The sequence below is a fragment of the Mesorhizobium sp. FG116 genome (genome assembly GCF_057809835.1).
In genome coordinates, this window is record NZ_JBMDKS010000011.1 from 107,214 (window position 1) to 125,335 (window position 18,122).

Consider the following 18,122-nt stretch of genomic DNA (forward strand, 5'->3'; position numbering starts at 1 on the left):
GCCGCTCCAGTTCAGCCGATTTTCTGGCCTGTTTTTGCCCAGTCGGCGAGGAATGTCTCGAGACCCTTGTCGGTGAGCGGATGCTTGACGAGAGCACGCAAGGTCGCCGGCGGCACGGTGGCGACATCGGCGCCGATCAGGGCCGCATCCTTGACATGGTTGATGGTGCGCACCGAGGCGACCAGGATCTCGGTGGCGAAATCGTAGTTGTCGTATATCTGGCGGATCTCGGAGATCAGGTCCATGCCCTCGATGCCGGTGTCGTCGAGGCGGCCGACGAAGGGCGAGATGAACGAGGCGCCGGCCTTGGCGGCCAGCAGCGCCTGCGTGGCCGAGAAGCACAGCGTGACGTTGACCATGCGGCCTTCGGAGCGGATCGCCTTGCAGGCTTTCAGCCCGTCGAAGGTGAGCGGCACCTTGATGGCGACGTTGTCGGCGATCTTGGCCAGCACCTTGGCTTCAGCCATCATGCCGGCATAGTCGGTGGCGGTGACTTCGGCCGAGACCGGACCGGAGACGATGTCGCAGATCTGGCGGGTCACCTCGTCGATCTTGCCGCCCGACTTCAGGATAAGCGAGGGATTGGTGGTGACGCCGTCGACAAGGCCAAGCTCGTTCAGCTCGCGGATTTCCTTGATGTCGGCGGTATCGACGAAGAATTTCATGTCAGTCTCCTTGGAATTCTTGCGTGAGGGAGGGGCGCGCGCGGCGTTGGCCTTTGCTCTAGACCAAAGTCGGGGCAAGGTCACGCTCGATGAGTAAAGATTCGCCCTTTCGCACGGCGGCGCCCGTACTGGTGCCGATGCCGGCAGAACGCCCGTACACTTATGCGGTTCCGGAGGGAATGCGCGTGGTGCCGGGTTCGATCGTGCGCGTGCCGCTCGGGCCGCGGCAGGTTGCCGGTATCGTCTGGGACGGCGCGGTCGAAAACATTGATTCGAAAAAGCTGAGGCCAATCGAGCAGGTCTTCGATTGTCCGCCCATAGATCATTCGACACGCCGCTTCGTCGACTGGGTGTCCCAATACACGCTTTCTCCTCCCGGCATGGTGGCGCGCATGTTGTTGCGCGCGCCAGAGGCCCTCGATCCCGAGCCATGGATCGAGGGGCTGAGGCGCACGATGGCGGAGCCGGATCGACTTACAGCCGCGCGCTCCCGCGTTCTCGAAACGGCGTCGGATGGACTTGCCTGGACCCGTTCGGGCCTTGCCCATGCCGCTGGCGTGTCTTCGACCGTCATCGACGGCTTGAAGGCGCAAGGCGTGTTCGAGCAGGTTATGATACCGCCGCGTCCGGTCGTCGCTTTGCCCGATACTGCCTATGCAACGCATGACCTGATGCCGGACCAACGCGATGCTGCCGAAATGCTGCGCGAAGGTGTCGCGACCGGCGGCTTCGGTGTCACGCTGCTTGACGGAGTGACCGGCTCCGGAAAGACGGAGGTCTATTTCGAAGCCGTGGCGGCGGCGCTCGACAAAGGGCACCAGGTGCTGATCCTGCTGCCCGAAATCGCGCTTACCCACGCATTTCTCGAACGCTTCCAGAACCGGTTCGGGACCAAGCCGGGAGAATGGCATTCCGACCTGCCGCCACGTATGCGCGAGCGGGTCTGGCGGCAGGTGGCGGAAGGAACGGTGCGAGTAGTCGCCGGCGCACGCTCGGCCCTGTTCCTGCCGTTCAAGGAGCTTGGCCTGATCGTTATCGACGAGGAGCACGACCCGGCCTACAAGCAGGAAGATCGCGTTTTCTACAATGCGCGTGACATGGCGGTGGTTCGCGGCCACATCGGCAGCTTCCCGATCGTGCTGGCATCGGCGACACCGTCTGTTGAAAGCCGCGTCAATGCCATGCAGGGCCGCTACAAGCGCGCCGTTCTGTCGTCTCGCTTTGCCGATGCGGCACTTCCCGACCTCAAGGCAATCGACATGCGTCGTGCCCCTCCTGCGCGCGGTGGCTTTCTGTCGCCGGTATTGCTTTCTCATATTCGCCAAGGGTTGGAGAAAGAAGAACAGTCGTTGCTGTTCCTCAACAGGCGCGGCTACGCTCCGCTTACGCTCTGCCGCGTGTGCGGGCATCGCTTCGGTTGCCCGGTTTGCTCGTCCTGGCTGGTCGAGCACCGCTTTCGTGGCCAACTCGTCTGTCACCATTGTGGCCACGCCGAAAAGCGACCGGAAGCATGTCCCGAATGCGGAACTTTCGATCATCTCGTTGCTTGCGGGCCGGGTGTCGAGCGCATTGCCGAGGAGGTTGTGACGCATTTTCCCGACGCTCGCACCATCGTGCTTTCTTCCGACATAATGGGCGGGGTGCGGCGACTGCGGCTGGAACTCGAGGCCATCGCCAACGGTGAGGCTGATATCGTCATCGGCACGCAGCTCGTCGCAAAAGGCCACAACTTCCCCAACATGACGCTGGTCGGCGTGGTTGATGCGGATCTGGGCCTTGCCAATGGCGACCCGCGCGCAGCCGAGCGGACTTTTCAGCTGTTATCGCAGGTGACGGGCCGAGCGGGGCGGACCGGCAAGAAAAGTCTCGGTCTATTGCAGACCTATCAGCCCGACCATCCGGTGATGCAGGCAATCGTGTCGGGGGACGCAGAAAGCTTTTATCAGCGCGAGATTGCGGAGCGCGAGCGTGCTGCACTGCCGCCTTTCGGACGCCTTGCCGGGATCATAGTAAGTGCGGCGACGCGTGCCGAAGCAGAATCTCACGCACGTGGACTGCGTCACGTAGCTCCTGAAAGCTCTGGCATCCATGTGCTGGGACCGGCGGAGGCGCCGCTGGCGCTGGTGGGTGGACGACACCGGTTCCGACTGCTTGTGCATGGCGACCGGCGCTCTGACATGCAGGCTTTCGTGCGGGAACTGCTTGCGGCAGGGCCGAAGCCGCGCGGCTCGGTGCGCGTACAGGTGGATGTCGACCCGCAAAGCTTCTTGTAGAGTTCCTGCGGCTCTCCGCTTGCCGACCTAACGTCGCAGTGTCCTCGAGATCAGGTACAAGTGCAGGGCGTGCGCGCCGACAAAGCAGCCCGATATTGCAGCTGTGGCCGTCAAGCTTTCTCTGGAGCCCAAAGCTTCGGATATGGCGAAGGTGAGACCGACAAAAAGCAGCGTGAGGGCTGCAAGAACTGGCGTAAAGATAAGCGCAAGATGGCGCGAAGCCGACCAGTTGACTTCGCCAGTCAGCGACCATTGCATGGGCAGGCGCTCGAACATGGCGAAGTGCCTGTTTGCCCAAAGGGACATGCCGCCGAGCACGGCTATCGAAAAGGCAGAAATTGCAACCTCTAGCATTCTCAACCGTCGCAATTAGCAGATAAGGCGCCCGCAAACTCATCTACGCCGGATGACGACAGTGCCTTTGGGTTCAGATATTCTTAACGACGATTCGGTTGGAGGGGTAGGGATGGAGTTTTCGTTTCCGTGGCCAATGAGCCAAGGCGAATGGTTGGCATGGTCGAGCGCGATCGTAACGGCCGTACTCGGACTTTTCCTTTTCCTGGCGCCCGGCCTTGCATTCAAGGCGTTGCGCCTGCAGCCGCACCCGGACAAGCCGGAAGCCGTCACCGAAGGGCGCAGTCGCGTCGCCGGCTTCTATCTCGGCCTTGGTTTGTGCTCGATTTTGCTGGCGCAACCGCTGCTTTACATGGCGCTGGGTTTTTCATGGTTGTTCACCGCTTTCGGCCGAATTCTCGGTATGATGACGGACGGAGCAAACACACCCTACAATTGGGTGGCGTTGATTGTGGATCTCGCGCTGGCGTTGTTTCCGCTTGCGTTTGCCTTTGGCTTTCTGCCCTGAATCCACCGCCCGTGACGGACGCTTGTTGCCAGATGCGACAATAGTGCCAGAAAACCTTGCCCGTCTGTGATTGCGGTCTGAAAAGGCCTGTGCTAGACGGCAATCGACTTTCAGCCGGGGGAAGCGAAAGCCGTTCCCTTGGGCTTCAGAAAACCTAAGTAAGGTCAAAGATTTAGCCAGAGTTTTTGCTCGCGCCAACAATCTGCGGCCTGTCAAACAAGAGAAAAGACGGACCGTGGCTCAGTCGTCCTCGCCAATCTCGGGTGTTGCAGAACGTTACGCAGGCTCTCTTTTCGAGCTCGCGCTCCAGGAAAATTCGGTTGCCAAGGTCGAGGCCGCTCTGACGAGTTTCGAGACGATGCTCGCAGGAAGTGCTGATCTCAAGCGGCTGATCGAAAGCCCGGTATTTGCCGCCGAAGATCAAGAGCGCGCTATCTCCGCAATCGTGGACAAGGCAAAGATCGCTGGTCTTGCCGGTAATTTCCTGCGCGTCGTTGCGCGCAATCGCCGGTTGTTCGCCGTTCCCGGCATGATCCGGGCTTTCCGCAAGATCGCCGCGGAGCACCGTGGCGAGGCTTCGGCTGAGGTTACTTCTGCGCATGCCTTGAGTGCGGCTCAGCAGGCTGAACTCAAGGCCGCACTGAAAAGTGTCGCCGGCAAGGATGTGACCTTCAACGTCACAGTCGATCCCTCGTTGCTCGGGGGCCTCATCGTCAAGATGGGCTCGCGTCAGATCGATACGTCGCTTAAAACCAAACTCAATTCGCTCAAGCTTGCACTTAAAGAGGTCGGCTGATGGACATCCGCGCCGCGGAAATCTCCGCAATTCTGAAAGACCAGATCAAGAATTTCGGCAAGGAAGCCGAAGTTTCCGAAGTCGGCCAGGTTCTGTCGGTCGGTGACGGCATTGCCCGCGTTTACGGCCTCGACAACGTCCAGGCCGGCGAAATGGTCGAATTCCCTGGCGGCATTCGCGGCATGGCACTCAACCTTGAAGCCGACAATGTCGGCGTCGTTATCTTCGGTAACGACCGCGACATCAAGGAAGGCGACACCGTCAAGCGTACCGGCGCCATCGTGGACGTCCCGGTTGGTCCCGAACTGCTCGGCCGCGTCGTCGACGCGCTCGGCAACCCGATCGACGGCAAGGGCCCGATCAAGGCCAAGGAACGTCGCCGCGTTGACGTCAAGGCACCCGGCATCATTCCGCGCAAGTCGGTGCACGAGCCGATGTCGACTGGCCTCAAGGCCATCGACGCTCTGATCCCGGTTGGCCGCGGCCAGCGCGAGTTGGTCATCGGTGACCGCCAGACCGGCAAGACCGCCATCATCCTCGACACCATCCTGAACCAGAAGGCCATTCACGAGAGCGGCCCGGATTCGGAAAAGCTCTACTGCGTCTACGTCGCCGTCGGCCAGAAGCGCTCGACCGTCGCGCAGTTCGTGAAGGTTCTGGAAGAGCGCGGCGCGCTCGACTATTCGATCATCATCGCTGCCACCGCGTCCGACCCGGCGCCGTTGCAGTACATCGCGCCGTTTGCCGGCTGCACGATGGGTGAATATTTCCGCGACAATGGCAAGCATGCGCTGATCGCGTATGACGATTTGTCCAAGCAGGCCGTCGCCTATCGCCAGATGTCCCTGTTGCTGCGTCGCCCGCCGGGCCGCGAAGCTTATCCGGGCGACGTTTTCTACCTGCACTCCCGCCTCCTGGAGCGCGCTGCGAAGCTCAACGAAGACAATGGCTCGGGTTCGCTGACGGCCTTGCCGATCATCGAAACGCAAGCCAACGACGTGTCGGCCTACATCCCGACCAACGTGATCTCGATTACCGACGGCCAGATCTTCCTGGAAACCAACTTGTTCTTCCAGGGTATCCGCCCGGCCGTGAACGTCGGTCTGTCGGTGTCTCGCGTCGGTTCGTCGGCCCAGATCAAGGCGATGAAGCAGGTTGCCGGTTCGATCAAGGGCGAACTCGCACAGTACCGCGAAATGGCGGCATTTGCGCAGTTCGGTTCCGATCTTGACGCGGCTACGCAGCGTCTTCTCAACCGTGGCGCGCGTCTGACCGAGCTGCTCAAGCAGCCGCAGTTCTCGCCGCTCAAGACGGAAGAGCAGGTCGCGGTCATCTTCGCAGGCGTCAACGGCTATCTCGACAAGCTGTCCGTTGCCGATGTCGGCAAATTCGAGCAGGGCCTGCTGGCGCATATGCGTTCTGCTGGCAAGGACGTGCTCGGCGCGATCCGCAAGGAAAAGGCGCTCTCGGACGATCTGCGCGGCAAGCTCAAGGCCGAGATCGACGCGTTCGCCAAGACTTTCGCCTGATTTAGCTCCTGGACAGGGATCGGACGCGGGAACAGAGTTTGAAGCATGGCGTCACTGAAAGACCTTCGTAACCGCATCGCCTCGGTCAAGGCGACGCAGAAGATCACCAAGGCGATGCAGATGGTCGCCGCGGCGAAGCTGCGTCGTGCGCAGGAGGCCGCCGAGGCTGCGCGCCCCTACTCGGAGCGTATGGCGGCGGTTCTGGCCAACATCACCCAGGCTGTGGGTGGCGGCGGTGATGCTCCGGCGCTGATGACCGGCACCGGCAACGACAACGTGCACCTGCTTGTTGTCTGCACCGCCGAGCGCGGCCTGTGCGGCGGTTTCAATTCCCAGATCGCGCGTTTTGCCCGCGATCATATCCGCAAGCTGCTTGCCGACGGCAAGACTGTGAAAATCATCTGCGTCGGCAAGAAGGGCTTCGACATCCTTCGCCGCGACTATGCTTCGCTGATCATCGAGCGCGTCGATCTGCGTGAGGTCAAGACGCTCGGCTTCGTCAATGCCGATGCGATCGCCAAAAAGGTCATCACGCTGTTCAACGAGGGCGGCTTCGACATCTGCACGCTGTTCTATTCGCAGTTCAAGTCGGTGATCTCGCAGATCCCGACCTCGCAGCAGATCATCCCGGCGGCTGGCACCTCCAATGGTGACCAGGCGAATGGCAGCGCGGTCTACGAATATGAGCCGGAACCCGGCGAAATTCTTTCCGACCTCATTCCACGCAACATCTCGGTACAGATTTTCCGTGCGCTGCTCGAAAACGCGGCCGGAGAGATGGGTGCCAAGATGAGCGCGATGGACAATGCGACGCGCAATGCCGGCGACATGATCAACAAGCTGTCGATCACATATAACCGGCAGCGTCAGGCGCAGATTACCAAGGAACTCATCGAAATCATTTCGGGCGCCGAGGCGCTCTAGCATGTGCCGGGAAGGCCAGTGGCCTTCGCGGAAGCGTGTAAGAAACAAACGGACGAAAAAGGGTAAAGACGATGGCGAAAGCAGCGACCCCCGCAAAGGCGACCGCTAAGAAGGCAGCTCCGGCCAAGGCTGCCGCACCGGCAAAGGCCGCGGCACCGGCCAAGAAGGCGGCAGCACCTGCCGCCGCGGCCAAGGCTCCGCGCGTGGCTGCGAAGGCCAGCGGCGCTGCCGGCAAGGTTCGCCAGGTCATCGGTGCCGTCGTCGACGTGCAGTTCGAAGATCACCTGCCGGCCATCTTGAACGCTCTGGAGACGCAGAACGTCGGTAACCGGCTGGTTCTGGAAGTCGCCCAGCACCTTGGTGAAAACACCGTGCGCTGCATCGCGATGGACTCGACCGAAGGTCTGGTTCGCGGACAGGTGGTGACCGACACGGGCGCGCCGATCCAGGTTCCGGTTGGCCCTGGCATGCTTGGCCGCATCATCAACGTCATCGGCGAGCCGGTCGATGAAGAGGGCGCGGTCGATGCGATCGAACATCGCGCCATCCACCAGCCGGCTCCGGAATATGTCGACCAGTCGACGGAAGCACAGATCCTCGTCACCGGGATCAAGGTTCTCGACCTGCTCGCGCCTTATGCCCGCGGCGGCAAGATCGGCCTGTTCGGCGGCGCCGGCGTCGGCAAGACGGTTCTCATTCAGGAACTGATCAACAACGTCGCCAAGGCACATGGCGGCTTCTCGGTGTTCGCCGGCGTTGGCGAGCGTACCCGCGAGGGCAATGACCTCTATCACGAGTTCATCGAATCCGGCGTCAACAAGAAGGGTGGTGGCCAAGGTTCCAAGGCAGCACTCGTGTACGGCCAGATGAACGAGCCGCCGGGAGCGCGCGCTCGCGTTGGCCTGACCGGTCTTACCGTCGCTGAATACTTCCGCGACCAGGGCCAGGACGTGCTGTTCTTCGTCGACAACATCTTCCGCTTCACGCAGGCGGGTTCGGAAGTGTCGGCTTTGCTCGGTCGTATCCCGTCGGCCGTGGGCTATCAGCCGACGCTTGCCACCGACATGGGCGCGCTGCAGGAGCGCATCACCACCACCACCAAGGGTTCGATCACCTCGGTGCAGGCGATCTACGTGCCGGCCGACGACTTGACCGACCCGGCGCCGGCGACCTCGTTCGCCCACCTTGACGCGACGACGGTTCTCAACCGCGCTATCTCGGAAAAGGGTATCTATCCGGCGGTTGATCCACTCGATTCGACCTCGCGCATGCTTGACCCGATGATCGTCGGCGAAGAGCATTATCAGGTTGCGCGTCAGGTGCAGTCGATTCTCCAGCGCTACAAGTCGTTGCAGGACATCATCGCCATCCTGGGCATGGACGAGTTGTCCGAAGAGGACAAGCTGACCGTTGCGCGTGCCCGCAAGGTCGAGCGCTTCCTGTCGCAGCCGTTCTTCGTCGCCGAAGTGTTCACAGGCTCGCCGGGCAAGCTCGTCGACCTCGCCGACACCATCAAGGGCTTCAAGGGCCTCTGCAACGGCGAGTACGACCACCTTCCGGAAGCTGCCTTCTACATGGTCGGCGGCATCGATGAAGCGGTCGAGAAGGCACAGCGCCTGGCAGCCGAAGCGGCTTAAAGCATCATTGAGATTGCGCGGGCTTCAAATTCAAAGTCCGCGCAGATCGACCCAAACCACTGTGAGACGTCATGGCTGAGAGCTTTCAATTCGAACTGGTTTCGCCGGAGCGCCTGCTTGTTTCGGAACAGGTCGAATCCGTCGTCATTCCGGGTGCTGAGGGCGAGATGACGGTGATGGCCAATCACGCGCCGGTCATGACCACGATCAAGCCGGGTGTGGTCACGCTGAAGGCTGCATCGGGACAGGAAGAGCGCTACGTTGTGTTCGGCGGTTTCGCCGACATCCTGCCCACGGGCTGCACGCTTCTGGCAGAGTCTGCGGTGTCGGTTAAGGACATCGACCGCACCGATATTGCGCGCCGCATCCAGGAGGCGCGCGAAGACGTTGCCGACGCCAAGGATGAAGGCAGCCGCACCAAGGCTGAGCAGTTCCTGAACCAGCTCACCACGCTGGAAGGCGCTATCTTGCCAGCCTGAGCAATAAGACGCTCTCTAAACCAGGAAGCCGGGTTCGCCCGGCTTTTTATTGTCAGGCGTCGAGCTTTCGGCCGGTCGTGTGCTCGACCTACAAGCAGTCGAAAATGAAGAGACCCGCGCCTCCGGTAGGAGACGCGGGCTGTTGCCTGGGCGCTTGCGCGCCGCGGTACTCAGTACTGGGCCGCAGGTCTGCAACCATGCCCGGCCATGGTGAAGAATGGCTTAACGAAAAGATGGTTCTTTGATAGCGAAGCCTGCATTTCTGGCCGCACTGCAGGCGCAGATTTTGGCCCGCATTCGCGCGCCGGAAAGTTGTTCTGGTGGTGGCGATCGAAAATAGATCGACCAGCCTAGATTGACTGTGTTTTTCAATAGATGGTTGTCTCTATATTCTAGCCCGCCAGAGGTAGGTCATCCTGCCGATGGATAGCTTTTCTTCGTGAATGAGAGATGTTTGCGTGCGCTGTTCTTGACGGAAGGTGGCGCTCTTTTTCGCGCCAGGTTTGTTTGAGTTGGTGTACGGGTTTTTCAGGGGCTGATTTCATCGGCCCATTCAGGAGGATACCTGATCAGGGGTATGTCGCAACGACATCCCAACGGTCTGTCTTTGCGCGAAGAAGGCGCTCGCCTGGAACCAGTATCTTCTGCGCGCTGTCGGCGGCGCTTCTCGTCATGCTGTTTTGCCTTCCTCCCGCACAAGCAGCCTCCACCAAATGCCTGCCGGGTTCGCTTCGGGCTGCGATGGCTCATATTTCGCGCAACTATGGTCGGGTGCTGATCATATCGACTTACCGCCGCGGAGCAGTTATCGCCGGCACCAGGAAGCGGTCGAAGCACGCCCGGTGCCAGGCCGTGGATTTCAAGGTAAAGGGAAACCAGCGCGCGGCGGTGCGATGGCTGCAGTCGCAACCGCTTGAAGTCATCACTTACAGTGGAGCCATGCACCACATCCACATCGCCGTCGGCTCGTACAAGGGACATCACAGAGTGGATGGCCGAGGACGCCGCAAGAGACGCTGACGTCACATCAGTCTGGAATTCGACGCGGCCGATCAAGCCAATTTGAGACGGTAGCCGACGCCGGTTTCTGTCAGAATATGTTGCGGTTGTTCGGGGTCGGCCTCGATCTTCTGTCGAAGTTGGCGGATGTAGATGCGCAGGTATTGAACGTCGGTCTCGCCGCCCCAGACATTGCTCATCAGCATACGGTGGGTCAGCACCTTGCCTGCATGGGCCACAAGAAGGCGCAGAATGTCGTACTCCTTCGGCGAAAGCTTCACTTCGGCACCTTCCACGCGCACGATCCTGCGCACGAGGTCCACGCTCAGATTGCCGCTTTGGAAAATCGGTTGCTCGCCCTGCTGCTGCAGACGATGCCTGAGCGCTGCGCGAACCCGGGCAAAAAGCTCGCCGGTTCCAAACGGCTTGGTAACGTAATCGTCGGCGCCGAGGTCGAGCGCCTCGACTTTGCCCGTCTCATCGGCGCGGCTCGACAGCACCAGGATCGGTATGGCGGAGCCACCGGCTCTCACGGTGCGGATCAGGTCCAGGCCGGAAATGTCGGGCAGCCCCAGATCTAGAATGACCAGATCGGGCTGTGATCGTTCGATTTCAGCAAGCGCATGCTTGCCGTCTGCCACTTCCAAAACCTGAAAGCCTTGCGAAGACAAGCTTGTGCGCAGCAAGCGACGGATCGCAGGCTCGTCATCGACTACCAGTATGTTTGCTGCAACAACACTCATGACGCAGCGCCTGTCTTGCCGCCTTTGGAAACCGGCAGTGTTATGGTGAAAACCGCACCTCCCGCTTCGCGGTTGCCGGCCTCGATCGTGCCCCCCATGGCTTCGACGAACCCCCTGCAAATTGCAAGACCCAGACCAGTACCGGCGCGTTGGCTGTCGCCTTTGCGGACCCGGTAGAACTTGTCGAAGACCCGATCAAGTTCGCTCTCAGGAATGCCTTCTCCTTCATCCAGTACCTGCAAGCGCACAAAGGCGCCATCGCACCAACCCCGAAGGCCGATCGTGGTACCTGCAGGAGCATATTTCGCGGCATTGTCGAGCAAGTTGAAAAGGACTTGCTCAAACAGCACCTCATCGAGAGCAAGCATCGGAAGATCGTGAGCAATGTTGGTCTCGACATGGTGTCCAGCAAGGATCTTGCCGGCTCGGCGCAGCGCACTGCCCACCACCTCGCTGATATCGACAAGGCTCGTGTTGGGTTCAAGCGCGCCCGATTCCAACCTCGTCATGTCGAGTAGATTGGCGATGAACCGGTTCAGCCGCTCCGCTTCTTCCTGGATTGTCGACAGAAGGTCGTTGCGGTCGCTCTGTGCGAGTTCGGGAAGAGTGGCGAGGCTGTCGGCGGCACCAAGGATCGACGCGAGTGGCGTGCGCAGGTCATGCGAGATTGACGTCAGAAGGGCTGCGCGAAGCTGATCGTGTTCGGCTGCGCGGGCCGCCCTGTCGATATCATTGGCCAGATTGATGCGTTCAATCGCTATTGCTGCCTGATCTGTCAGCGCATCAAGCAGCCGTCGCTCGTCGGGCGACAGGATCGGACCGATCTTGTCGCTGTCGACACCGATGACAGCAACCGGCCCCCGGCCAGTGCGCATCGGCAGAAACAATCTTTGCGCGCCAGGCAAGGTATCGGCACCTCGTCCCGTCGGTTTGTTGTTTTCCCAGGACCATTTTGCGGCCGCAAGATCGGCTTCTTCGGCGACATCTTCCGGAGGCCATGCGGATTTCAGCTCCAGCGAGCCGTTCTCCGGCAAAAACAGGACGACACGAACCTTCAGCATCGAGGCAACCTGCGAAGAGATGGTCCACATCAGATCATCGAGCGATGCGATGCCGGCCAATTTGGCGCTGAACCTGTAGAGATCTTCCGTGGTCTTTGCCCGGTTGCGCGCCACCGTGGCCTGGCTGCGTACGCTGGCTGTGAGATTGCTGGCGATCAGAGCCACCACCAGAAAGAAAAACAGGGCCACGACGTTTTCGGGATCGGCGATGGTGACGCTGTAATAGGGTGGCAGGAAGAAGAAGTTGAACGCGAACACGCTGAGCAGGCTGGAATAGAGAGCGGCTCGCAGGCCGAAGGTCACGGCGCTGGCTAGCACGGCGGTCAGGAACACCAAGGCGATGTTCTGAACGTCGAGGATGCGGGCAAGGAGCACGCCACACACCGAAGCAGCCGCGACCAGACCGGTGGATGCCAGATATGGCCAGTACTCGAACGACGCGTCGGCCGCTTTCGGGGCCGCCTCTTTGGTGGGCGAGGCACGGCCGGTTTCACCTGAAATTACATGCACCGAAACGTCACCGGCGCGCCGCACGATCTCGTAAGTAACTGACCCGAACAATATCTCGTGCAAGCGCGAGCGTTGGCTTTTGCCGATGACGATGTGGCTGAAGTTGTTCTTCGCCACGTAGTCGAGGATTTCCCTGGCAAGCTCCCTGCCTGGGATGGTCACAGCTTCGCCGCCGAGGCGTTCGGCAAGCCTTAGAGCGTTGGCGATGCGGTCGCGCTCCGGCTCGGTCAATCTCAGCGCGCGCGGCGTCTCGACATAAAGCGCGGTCCATGGCCCTTGCAGCCGTTCGGCCATGCGGCGGCCATAGCGGACCAGTGAGGCCGCCTTGGGGTGCTCGTTGACCACCACCAGCACGCGGTCGCCGGCTGCCCACGGACCTTGTATCGCGTGCGCCTGCATATGGGTCAGCAATTGCTGGTCGACCCGCTCGGCGGTCCGCCGCAGCGCTAGTTCGCGTAGCGCCGTCAGGTTCCCCGGCGAGAAGTAATGCGAAAGCGCCCGCTCCGCCGTCTTCGGAACATAGACCTTACCTTCCTTCAGTCGCTGGATCAGGTCCGCCGGGGTGAGGTCGATAACCTCGATATCGTCGGCGCGATCGAGGAAAGCGTCCGGCACCGTTTCGCGCACACGGATACGGGTGATCTGAGCGACGATGTCGTTCAGACTCTCCAGATGCTGGATGTTGACAGTGGTGTAGACGTCGATGCCGGCGGCAAGCAGGTCTTCGACATCCATGTAGCGTTTCGGGTGCCGGCTGCCCGGCGCGTTGCTGTGCGCCAGTTCGTCGACGAGGGCGAGTTGCGGCTTGCGGGCGAGCAGGCCGTCGAGATCCATCTCGTCCAGTCGGCGTTCCTTGTAGTCAAGCCGCTTTTTTTGAACAACCTCGAAGCCTGCAACCAGGGCTTCGGTCTCGGCGCGCCCATGCGTCTCGACCACGCCGATCACGACGTCCACACCTTCGCGCCTGCGCGCGGCGGCGCTCAGCAGCATCTCGTAAGTCTTGCCGACACCCGGAGCGGCGCCGAGGAAAACCTTGAGATGGCCGCGCGTCTCCCGCGAGGCTTCCTTGAGCAGGGCTTCGGGGTCGGGGCGCTTGTCCTGGCCGTTCTGGTCCGGCATCGATTATCCGTTCACCTGCCTCGTCATGAGCCGCCGGCGGCAGAGCCAAAGTGAACATCGTCGCGGTTCTGCGATTCTGCAAGGCCGACGCCATCGAGATAATCCATTTGTCGTTCCATCCTAACCGGCGGTATCGAGCGCCAGGTTGAGTGTGAGCACGTTGACGGTCGGCTCGCCAAACAGGCCGAGTGCCTGTCCCTCCACGTGGGCTTCGACTATCGCGCGAACGGCATCTTCGGAAAGTCCGCGTGCCTTGGCGACGCGCGGTATCTGAAAGAGTGCCGCCTGCGGTGAGATTTGCGGGTCGAGCCCGCTGCCCGAGGTGGTGACGAGATCGACCGGTACCAGCGTTCCGGGGTTCTGCGCCGCGAGTGTTGCAGCCTCAGTCTTTACCCGCTCGATCAACTTGGCGCTGGTCGGGCCGAGATTGGAGCCGCCGGAGAGGGCGGCATCGTAGCCGGCGCCCGCTGCCGAGGGGCGCGGATGGAAATACTTTTCCCCGGTGAAAGCCTGGCCGATCAGCGTGGAGCCGACGATGCGGCCATCGCGTTCGACCAGACTGCCATTGGCTTGGCCCGGAAACACCACCTGCGCGATGCCGGTGACGGCGAGCGGATAGGCAAGGCCGGTGATCAAGGTGAGTGCGACGATCATGATGAGCGCGGGGCGCAATTGAGCAAGCATTTCAGTGATCCTTCAGGCAAGGCCGACTGCGGTGATGACGATATCGATCGCCTTGATGCCGATGAACGGGATAATCATGCCGCCGAGACCGTAGACGAGCAGGTTGCGGCGCAGCAGGGCGCCTGCGCCGATGGCGCGATACTTCACGCCCTTCAGCGCCAACGGGATCAGTGCGATGATGACGAGTGCGTTGAAGATGATGGCCGCGAGAATGGCGCTTTCAGGTGACCCCAGCCGCATGACATTGAGCGCCTGGAGTTGCGGGTAGAAGGCGACGAACATCGCCGGGATGATGGCGAAGTATTTCGCAACGTCGTTGGCGATGGAAAAAGTGGTCAGCGAGCCGCGCGTCATCAGCAATTGCTTGCCGATCTCCACCACCTCGATCAGCTTGGTCGGATCGCTGTCGAGATCGACCATGTTGCCGGCCTCGCGCGCGGCCATGGTGCCGGTGTTCATCGCCACGCCGACATCGGCCTGGGCCAGCGCTGGCGCATCGTTGGTGCCGTCGCCGCACATCGCCACCAGCTTGCCCTTGGCCTGTTCGGCGCGGATGAGCTCAAGCTTGTTTTCGGGTGTTGCCTGGGCAAGGAAATCGTCGACGCCGGCCTCTGCCGCAATGGCTGCCGCCGTCATCGGGTTGTCGCCGGTGATCATCACCGTGCGGATTCCCATCTGGCGCAAGGCGGCAAAGCGCTCGCGGATGCCGCCCTTGACGATGTCCTTGAGGTGGACAATGCCGAGCAGCTTGCCGTCGCGGGCCACCGCCAACGGCGTTCCGCCGGATTTGGCAACCTGCCCCGCGATCTGCTGCAGCTCGCGTACAGCATCGGTCGATACGCCGGGTTTGAGCGCTGTCCGTGCGGTTGCTCCATGTGCAGCAGAAGCTGCATTGGGGCTGCCGACAAAGGCCAGCATGGCGTCCACTGCGCCCTTACGGATCGCGCTGCCGTCGAAATCCACGCCGCTCATGCGCGTCTGGGCGCTGAACGGTACGAAATGGGCGTGCAACTGCCCCATGTCGCGCCCGCGAATGCCATATTTCTCCTTGGCCAGCACGACGATCGAGCGGCCTTCCGGCGTCTCGTCGGCAAGCGAGGACAGTTGCGCGGCGTCAGCGAGTTCTTGTTCGGCAACGCCGGCGAGCGGCAGGAACTCCGTCGCCTGGCGGTTGCCGAGCGTGATGGTGCCGGTCTTGTCGAGCAAAAGCGTATCGACGTCGCCTGCCGCCTCCACCGCGCGCCCCGACATGGCGAGCACGTTGAAGCGCACCAACCGGTCCATGCCGGCAATGCCGATGGCCGAAAGCAGGGCGCCGATAGTGGTTGGGATCAGGGTCACGAACAGAGCCACCAGGGCGACGACCGGAATGGTGCCTCCGGCATAGGCGGCGAAGCTTGGAATGGTGGCGACGGCCAGAACGAAGATCAGCGTCATGCCGGCAAGCAGGATGTTGAGCGCGATCTCGTTCGGCGTCTTTTGCCTCTGCGCCCCTTCGACCAGCGAAATCATGCGGTCGAGGAAGGTCGAACCGGCTGCGGCGGTGATGCGCACCTTGATCTGGTCGGACAGCACCTGGGTGCCGCCGGTGACAGCCGAGCGGTCGCCACCGGATTCACGGATGACGGGCGCCGACTCGCCGGTGATCGCCGCTTCGTTGACCGAGGCGATGCCTTCGATCACCTCGCCGTCGGATGGGATGATGTCGCCGATCTCGACGACCACGACATCGCCGACTTTCAGGCTTGTGGCTGGTACAAGTTCATACGTGGCCCTGTCGGCGGACAACAACTTGGCGTCGGTCTGGGTACGCGTCTTGCGCAACGCATCCGCCTGGGCCTTGCCGCGGCCTTCGGCGACGGCTTCGGCGAAATTGGCGAAGAGGAGCGTAAACCAGAGCCACAAGATGACCTGAAACGAAAAGCCCAGCCGACCGCCTCCCGTGAAGACATCGCGAAGGAAGATCAGCGTCGTCAGCGCCGCCACTGCCTCGACGACGAACATGACCGGGTTCCTGATCTGCGCCATCGGGTGCAGCTTCCTGAAGGCTGAACCGATGGCCGGCCAGACGATGCCGGGATCGAAGATGCTGATGTCAGTGGATTTTGCCATGATCAACTCCTGTGCAACCGGTCAGAACGATTGTCCGGCAAGCATCGCGAAATGCTCGACTATCGGGCCGACCGCGAGTGCCGGGAAATAAGTGAGGCCGCCGACGATCAGCACCACGCCGACCAGGAGCCCGACGAACAAGCCGCCATCGGTGGGGAAAGTGCCGATCGATGCAGGTACGGTCTTCTTCATCGCCAGTGAGCCGGCGATTGCCATGACAGGCACGATGACCAGGAAGCGACCCATCAACATGGCGAGCCCGATGGTCACGTTGTACCATGGCGTGTTTGCGGAAAGCCCTGCAAACGCGCTGCCATTGTTGGCAGTGCCGGAGGTGTAGGCGTAGAGGATTTCCGAATAGCCGTGCGGGCCGGCATTGGCGAGCGAAGCGAGGCCGGTCGGCAACAGGACCGCGACGGCGGTGAAACCAAGAATGGCGAGCGGCAGCGACAACACGGCCAGCATCGTCATCTTGACCTCGCGGGCTTCGATCTTCTTGCCAAGATATTCGGGCGTGCGGCCGACCATCAGCCCGGCGATGAAGATCGCCAGGATGACGAACAAAAGCATGCCGTAGAGACCTGCACCGACGCCGCCGATGATGACCTCGCCAAGCTGCATGTTGACGAGCGGGATAAGCCCGCCAAGCGGCATGAAGCTGTCGATCATGGCGTTCACGGCCCCGCAGGACGCGGCGGTCGTGATCACGGTAAACAGCGCCGAAGTGGCAATGCCGAAGCGGACCTCCTTGCCTTCCATGTTGCCGCCCTCGATGCCGAGTGCCGCAAAGGCCGGATTGCCGCCGGCTTCGGCCCAGTAGGTGACGGCGACGCCGGCAAGGAACAGCACGCCCATGGCTGCGAAGATCGCCCAGCCCTGGCGTTCATTGCCGACCATGCGTCCGAAGACGTTGGTGAGGGCAGCGCCTATGGCGAAGATTGAGACCATCTCGATCAGGTTGGTCAACGCGGTCGGGTTCTCGAAGGGATGAGCGGAGTTTGCGTTGAAGAAGCCGCCGCCATTTGTGCCGAGCATCTTGATGGCAAGCTGGGAGGCTGCGGGGCCGACCGCGATCGTCTGCTTTGCACCCTCGACGGTGGTTGCGTCGACATAGGAACCCAGCGTCTGGACAACCCCTTGGCTGACGTAGAACAGGGCACACAGGAAGGAGAGCGGCAAAAGCACGTAAAGCATCGAGCGGGTCAGGTCGGTCCAGAAATTGCCGACCGTGCGCGCCGAAGCACGCGAGAAGCCGCGGATCAGCGCCATTGCGATGGCGATGCCGGTAGCGGCCGAAACGAAGTTCTGCACCGTCAGCCCTGCCATCTGGACGAGGTAGCCCATGGTGCTTTCGCCGCCATAGCCCTGCCAGTTGGTGTTGGTGACGAAACTGACCGCGGTGTTGAAGGTCGAGTCAGGCGAAACGGCGCCCATCTGCATCGGGTTGAACGGCAACAGACCCTGCAGCCTTTGCAGCCCGAACAGGAACAGGAAGCCGGCCGCGTTGAAGACGAGCATCGCCGTCGTATAGGTCAGCCAGTGTTGTTCCTGGCGCTCGTCCACTCCTGCTCCGGCATAGAGCAGGCGCTCGAGCGGGTGCAGGATGGGCGACATAAAGGTGCGTTCGCCCGCCATGACACGCGTCAAGTACCAGCCGAGCGGCTTTACCAGTGCGATGATGATCGCACAGAAGACCAGTATCTGGAGCCAGCCATTGGTGGTCATCATA

15 protein-coding genes are annotated in these 18,122 nt (G+C 61.5%); 8 read left to right on the forward strand and 7 right to left on the reverse strand.

Features of this window, described 5'->3' with window-relative positions; all coding sequences use genetic code 11:
* Positions 1–11 precede the first annotated feature (11 nt).
* Positions 12–665 (reverse strand): fructose-6-phosphate aldolase, encoded by a 654-nt coding sequence (gene fsa / locus ACODTY_RS11230; RefSeq protein WP_488993921.1) that lies wholly within the window; start codon positions 663–665, stop codon positions 12–14.
* Between the two features lie 89 nt (positions 666–754).
* On the opposite strand from fsa, the gene ACODTY_RS11235 reads away from it, so the two are divergent.
* Positions 755–2,938, forward strand: a complete 2,184-nt coding sequence (locus ACODTY_RS11235; protein ID WP_488994352.1) for a primosomal protein N' — start codon at positions 755–757, stop codon at positions 2,936–2,938.
* A gap of 27 nt (positions 2,939–2,965) precedes the next feature.
* On the opposite strand, the gene ACODTY_RS11240 is transcribed toward ACODTY_RS11235, so the two are convergent.
* The gene (locus ACODTY_RS11240; RefSeq protein ID WP_488994353.1) at positions 2,966–3,292 is read right to left on the reverse strand and encodes a hypothetical protein; all 327 of its coding nucleotides are present in this window, start codon (positions 3,290–3,292) and stop codon (positions 2,966–2,968) included.
* 112 nt (positions 3,293–3,404) lie between these two features.
* Between ACODTY_RS11240 and ACODTY_RS11245 the strand changes: the two genes are divergently transcribed.
* From ACODTY_RS11245 to ACODTY_RS11275, 7 genes are all read left to right on the forward strand, one after another.
* Entirely contained in the window at positions 3,405–3,800 is a 396-nt protein-coding gene (locus ACODTY_RS11245; protein WP_488994382.1) for an AGROH133_08824 family phage infection protein, read from the forward strand.
* Between the two features lie 235 nt (positions 3,801–4,035).
* Positions 4,036–4,596, forward strand: a complete 561-nt coding sequence (locus ACODTY_RS11250; protein ID WP_488994383.1) for a F0F1 ATP synthase subunit delta — start codon at positions 4,036–4,038, stop codon at positions 4,594–4,596.
* A complete protein-coding gene (gene atpA / locus ACODTY_RS11255; RefSeq protein ID WP_488994354.1) occupies positions 4,596–6,125 on the forward strand; it encodes a F0F1 ATP synthase subunit alpha in 1,530 nt (509 codons plus the stop codon). The genes ACODTY_RS11250 and atpA overlap by 1 nt, the downstream gene beginning before the upstream one ends.
* Before the next feature lie 45 nt (positions 6,126–6,170).
* Positions 6,171–7,049 (forward strand): F0F1 ATP synthase subunit gamma, encoded by an 879-nt coding sequence (locus ACODTY_RS11260; RefSeq protein ID WP_488994355.1) that lies wholly within the window; start codon positions 6,171–6,173, stop codon positions 7,047–7,049.
* Positions 7,050–7,120: 71 nt separating this feature from the next.
* Positions 7,121–8,686, forward strand: a complete 1,566-nt coding sequence (atpD, locus tag ACODTY_RS11265; protein ID WP_488994356.1) for a F0F1 ATP synthase subunit beta — start codon at positions 7,121–7,123, stop codon at positions 8,684–8,686.
* Between the two features lie 71 nt (positions 8,687–8,757).
* Positions 8,758–9,165 (forward strand): F0F1 ATP synthase subunit epsilon, encoded by a 408-nt coding sequence (locus ACODTY_RS11270; RefSeq protein WP_488994357.1) that lies wholly within the window; start codon positions 8,758–8,760, stop codon positions 9,163–9,165.
* A 741-nt stretch (positions 9,166–9,906) separates the two neighbouring features.
* Positions 9,907–10,185 (forward strand): D-Ala-D-Ala carboxypeptidase family metallohydrolase, encoded by a 279-nt coding sequence (locus ACODTY_RS11275; protein ID WP_488994384.1) that lies wholly within the window; start codon positions 9,907–9,909, stop codon positions 10,183–10,185.
* A 32-nt stretch (positions 10,186–10,217) separates the two neighbouring features.
* Here the strand turns inward: ACODTY_RS11275 and ACODTY_RS11280 are convergent, their stop codons facing one another.
* From ACODTY_RS11280 to kdpA, 5 genes are all read right to left on the reverse strand, one after another.
* The gene (locus tag ACODTY_RS11280; protein WP_488994358.1) at positions 10,218–10,907 is read right to left on the reverse strand and encodes a response regulator; all 690 of its coding nucleotides are present in this window, start codon (positions 10,905–10,907) and stop codon (positions 10,218–10,220) included.
* The gene (locus tag ACODTY_RS11285; RefSeq protein ID WP_488994359.1) at positions 10,904–13,597 is read right to left on the reverse strand and encodes a DUF4118 domain-containing protein; all 2,694 of its coding nucleotides are present in this window, start codon (positions 13,595–13,597) and stop codon (positions 10,904–10,906) included. The genes ACODTY_RS11280 and ACODTY_RS11285 overlap by 4 nt, the downstream gene beginning before the upstream one ends.
* Positions 13,598–13,717: 120 nt before the next feature.
* Positions 13,718–14,281, reverse strand: coding sequence for a potassium-transporting ATPase subunit KdpC (kdpC, locus tag ACODTY_RS11290; RefSeq protein ID WP_488994360.1), 564 nt, complete (start codon positions 14,279–14,281; stop codon positions 13,718–13,720).
* Positions 14,282–14,293: 12 nt separating this feature from the next.
* Positions 14,294–16,393: a potassium-transporting ATPase subunit KdpB gene (kdpB, locus tag ACODTY_RS11295; protein ID WP_488994361.1), complete on the reverse strand. Its 2,100-nt coding sequence runs from the start codon at positions 16,391–16,393 to the stop codon at positions 14,294–14,296.
* Between the two features lie 21 nt (positions 16,394–16,414).
* Positions 16,415–18,118, reverse strand: a complete 1,704-nt coding sequence (gene kdpA / locus ACODTY_RS11300) for a potassium-transporting ATPase subunit KdpA (protein ID WP_488994385.1) — start codon at positions 18,116–18,118, stop codon at positions 16,415–16,417.
* Positions 18,119–18,122: the final 4 nt, after the last annotated feature.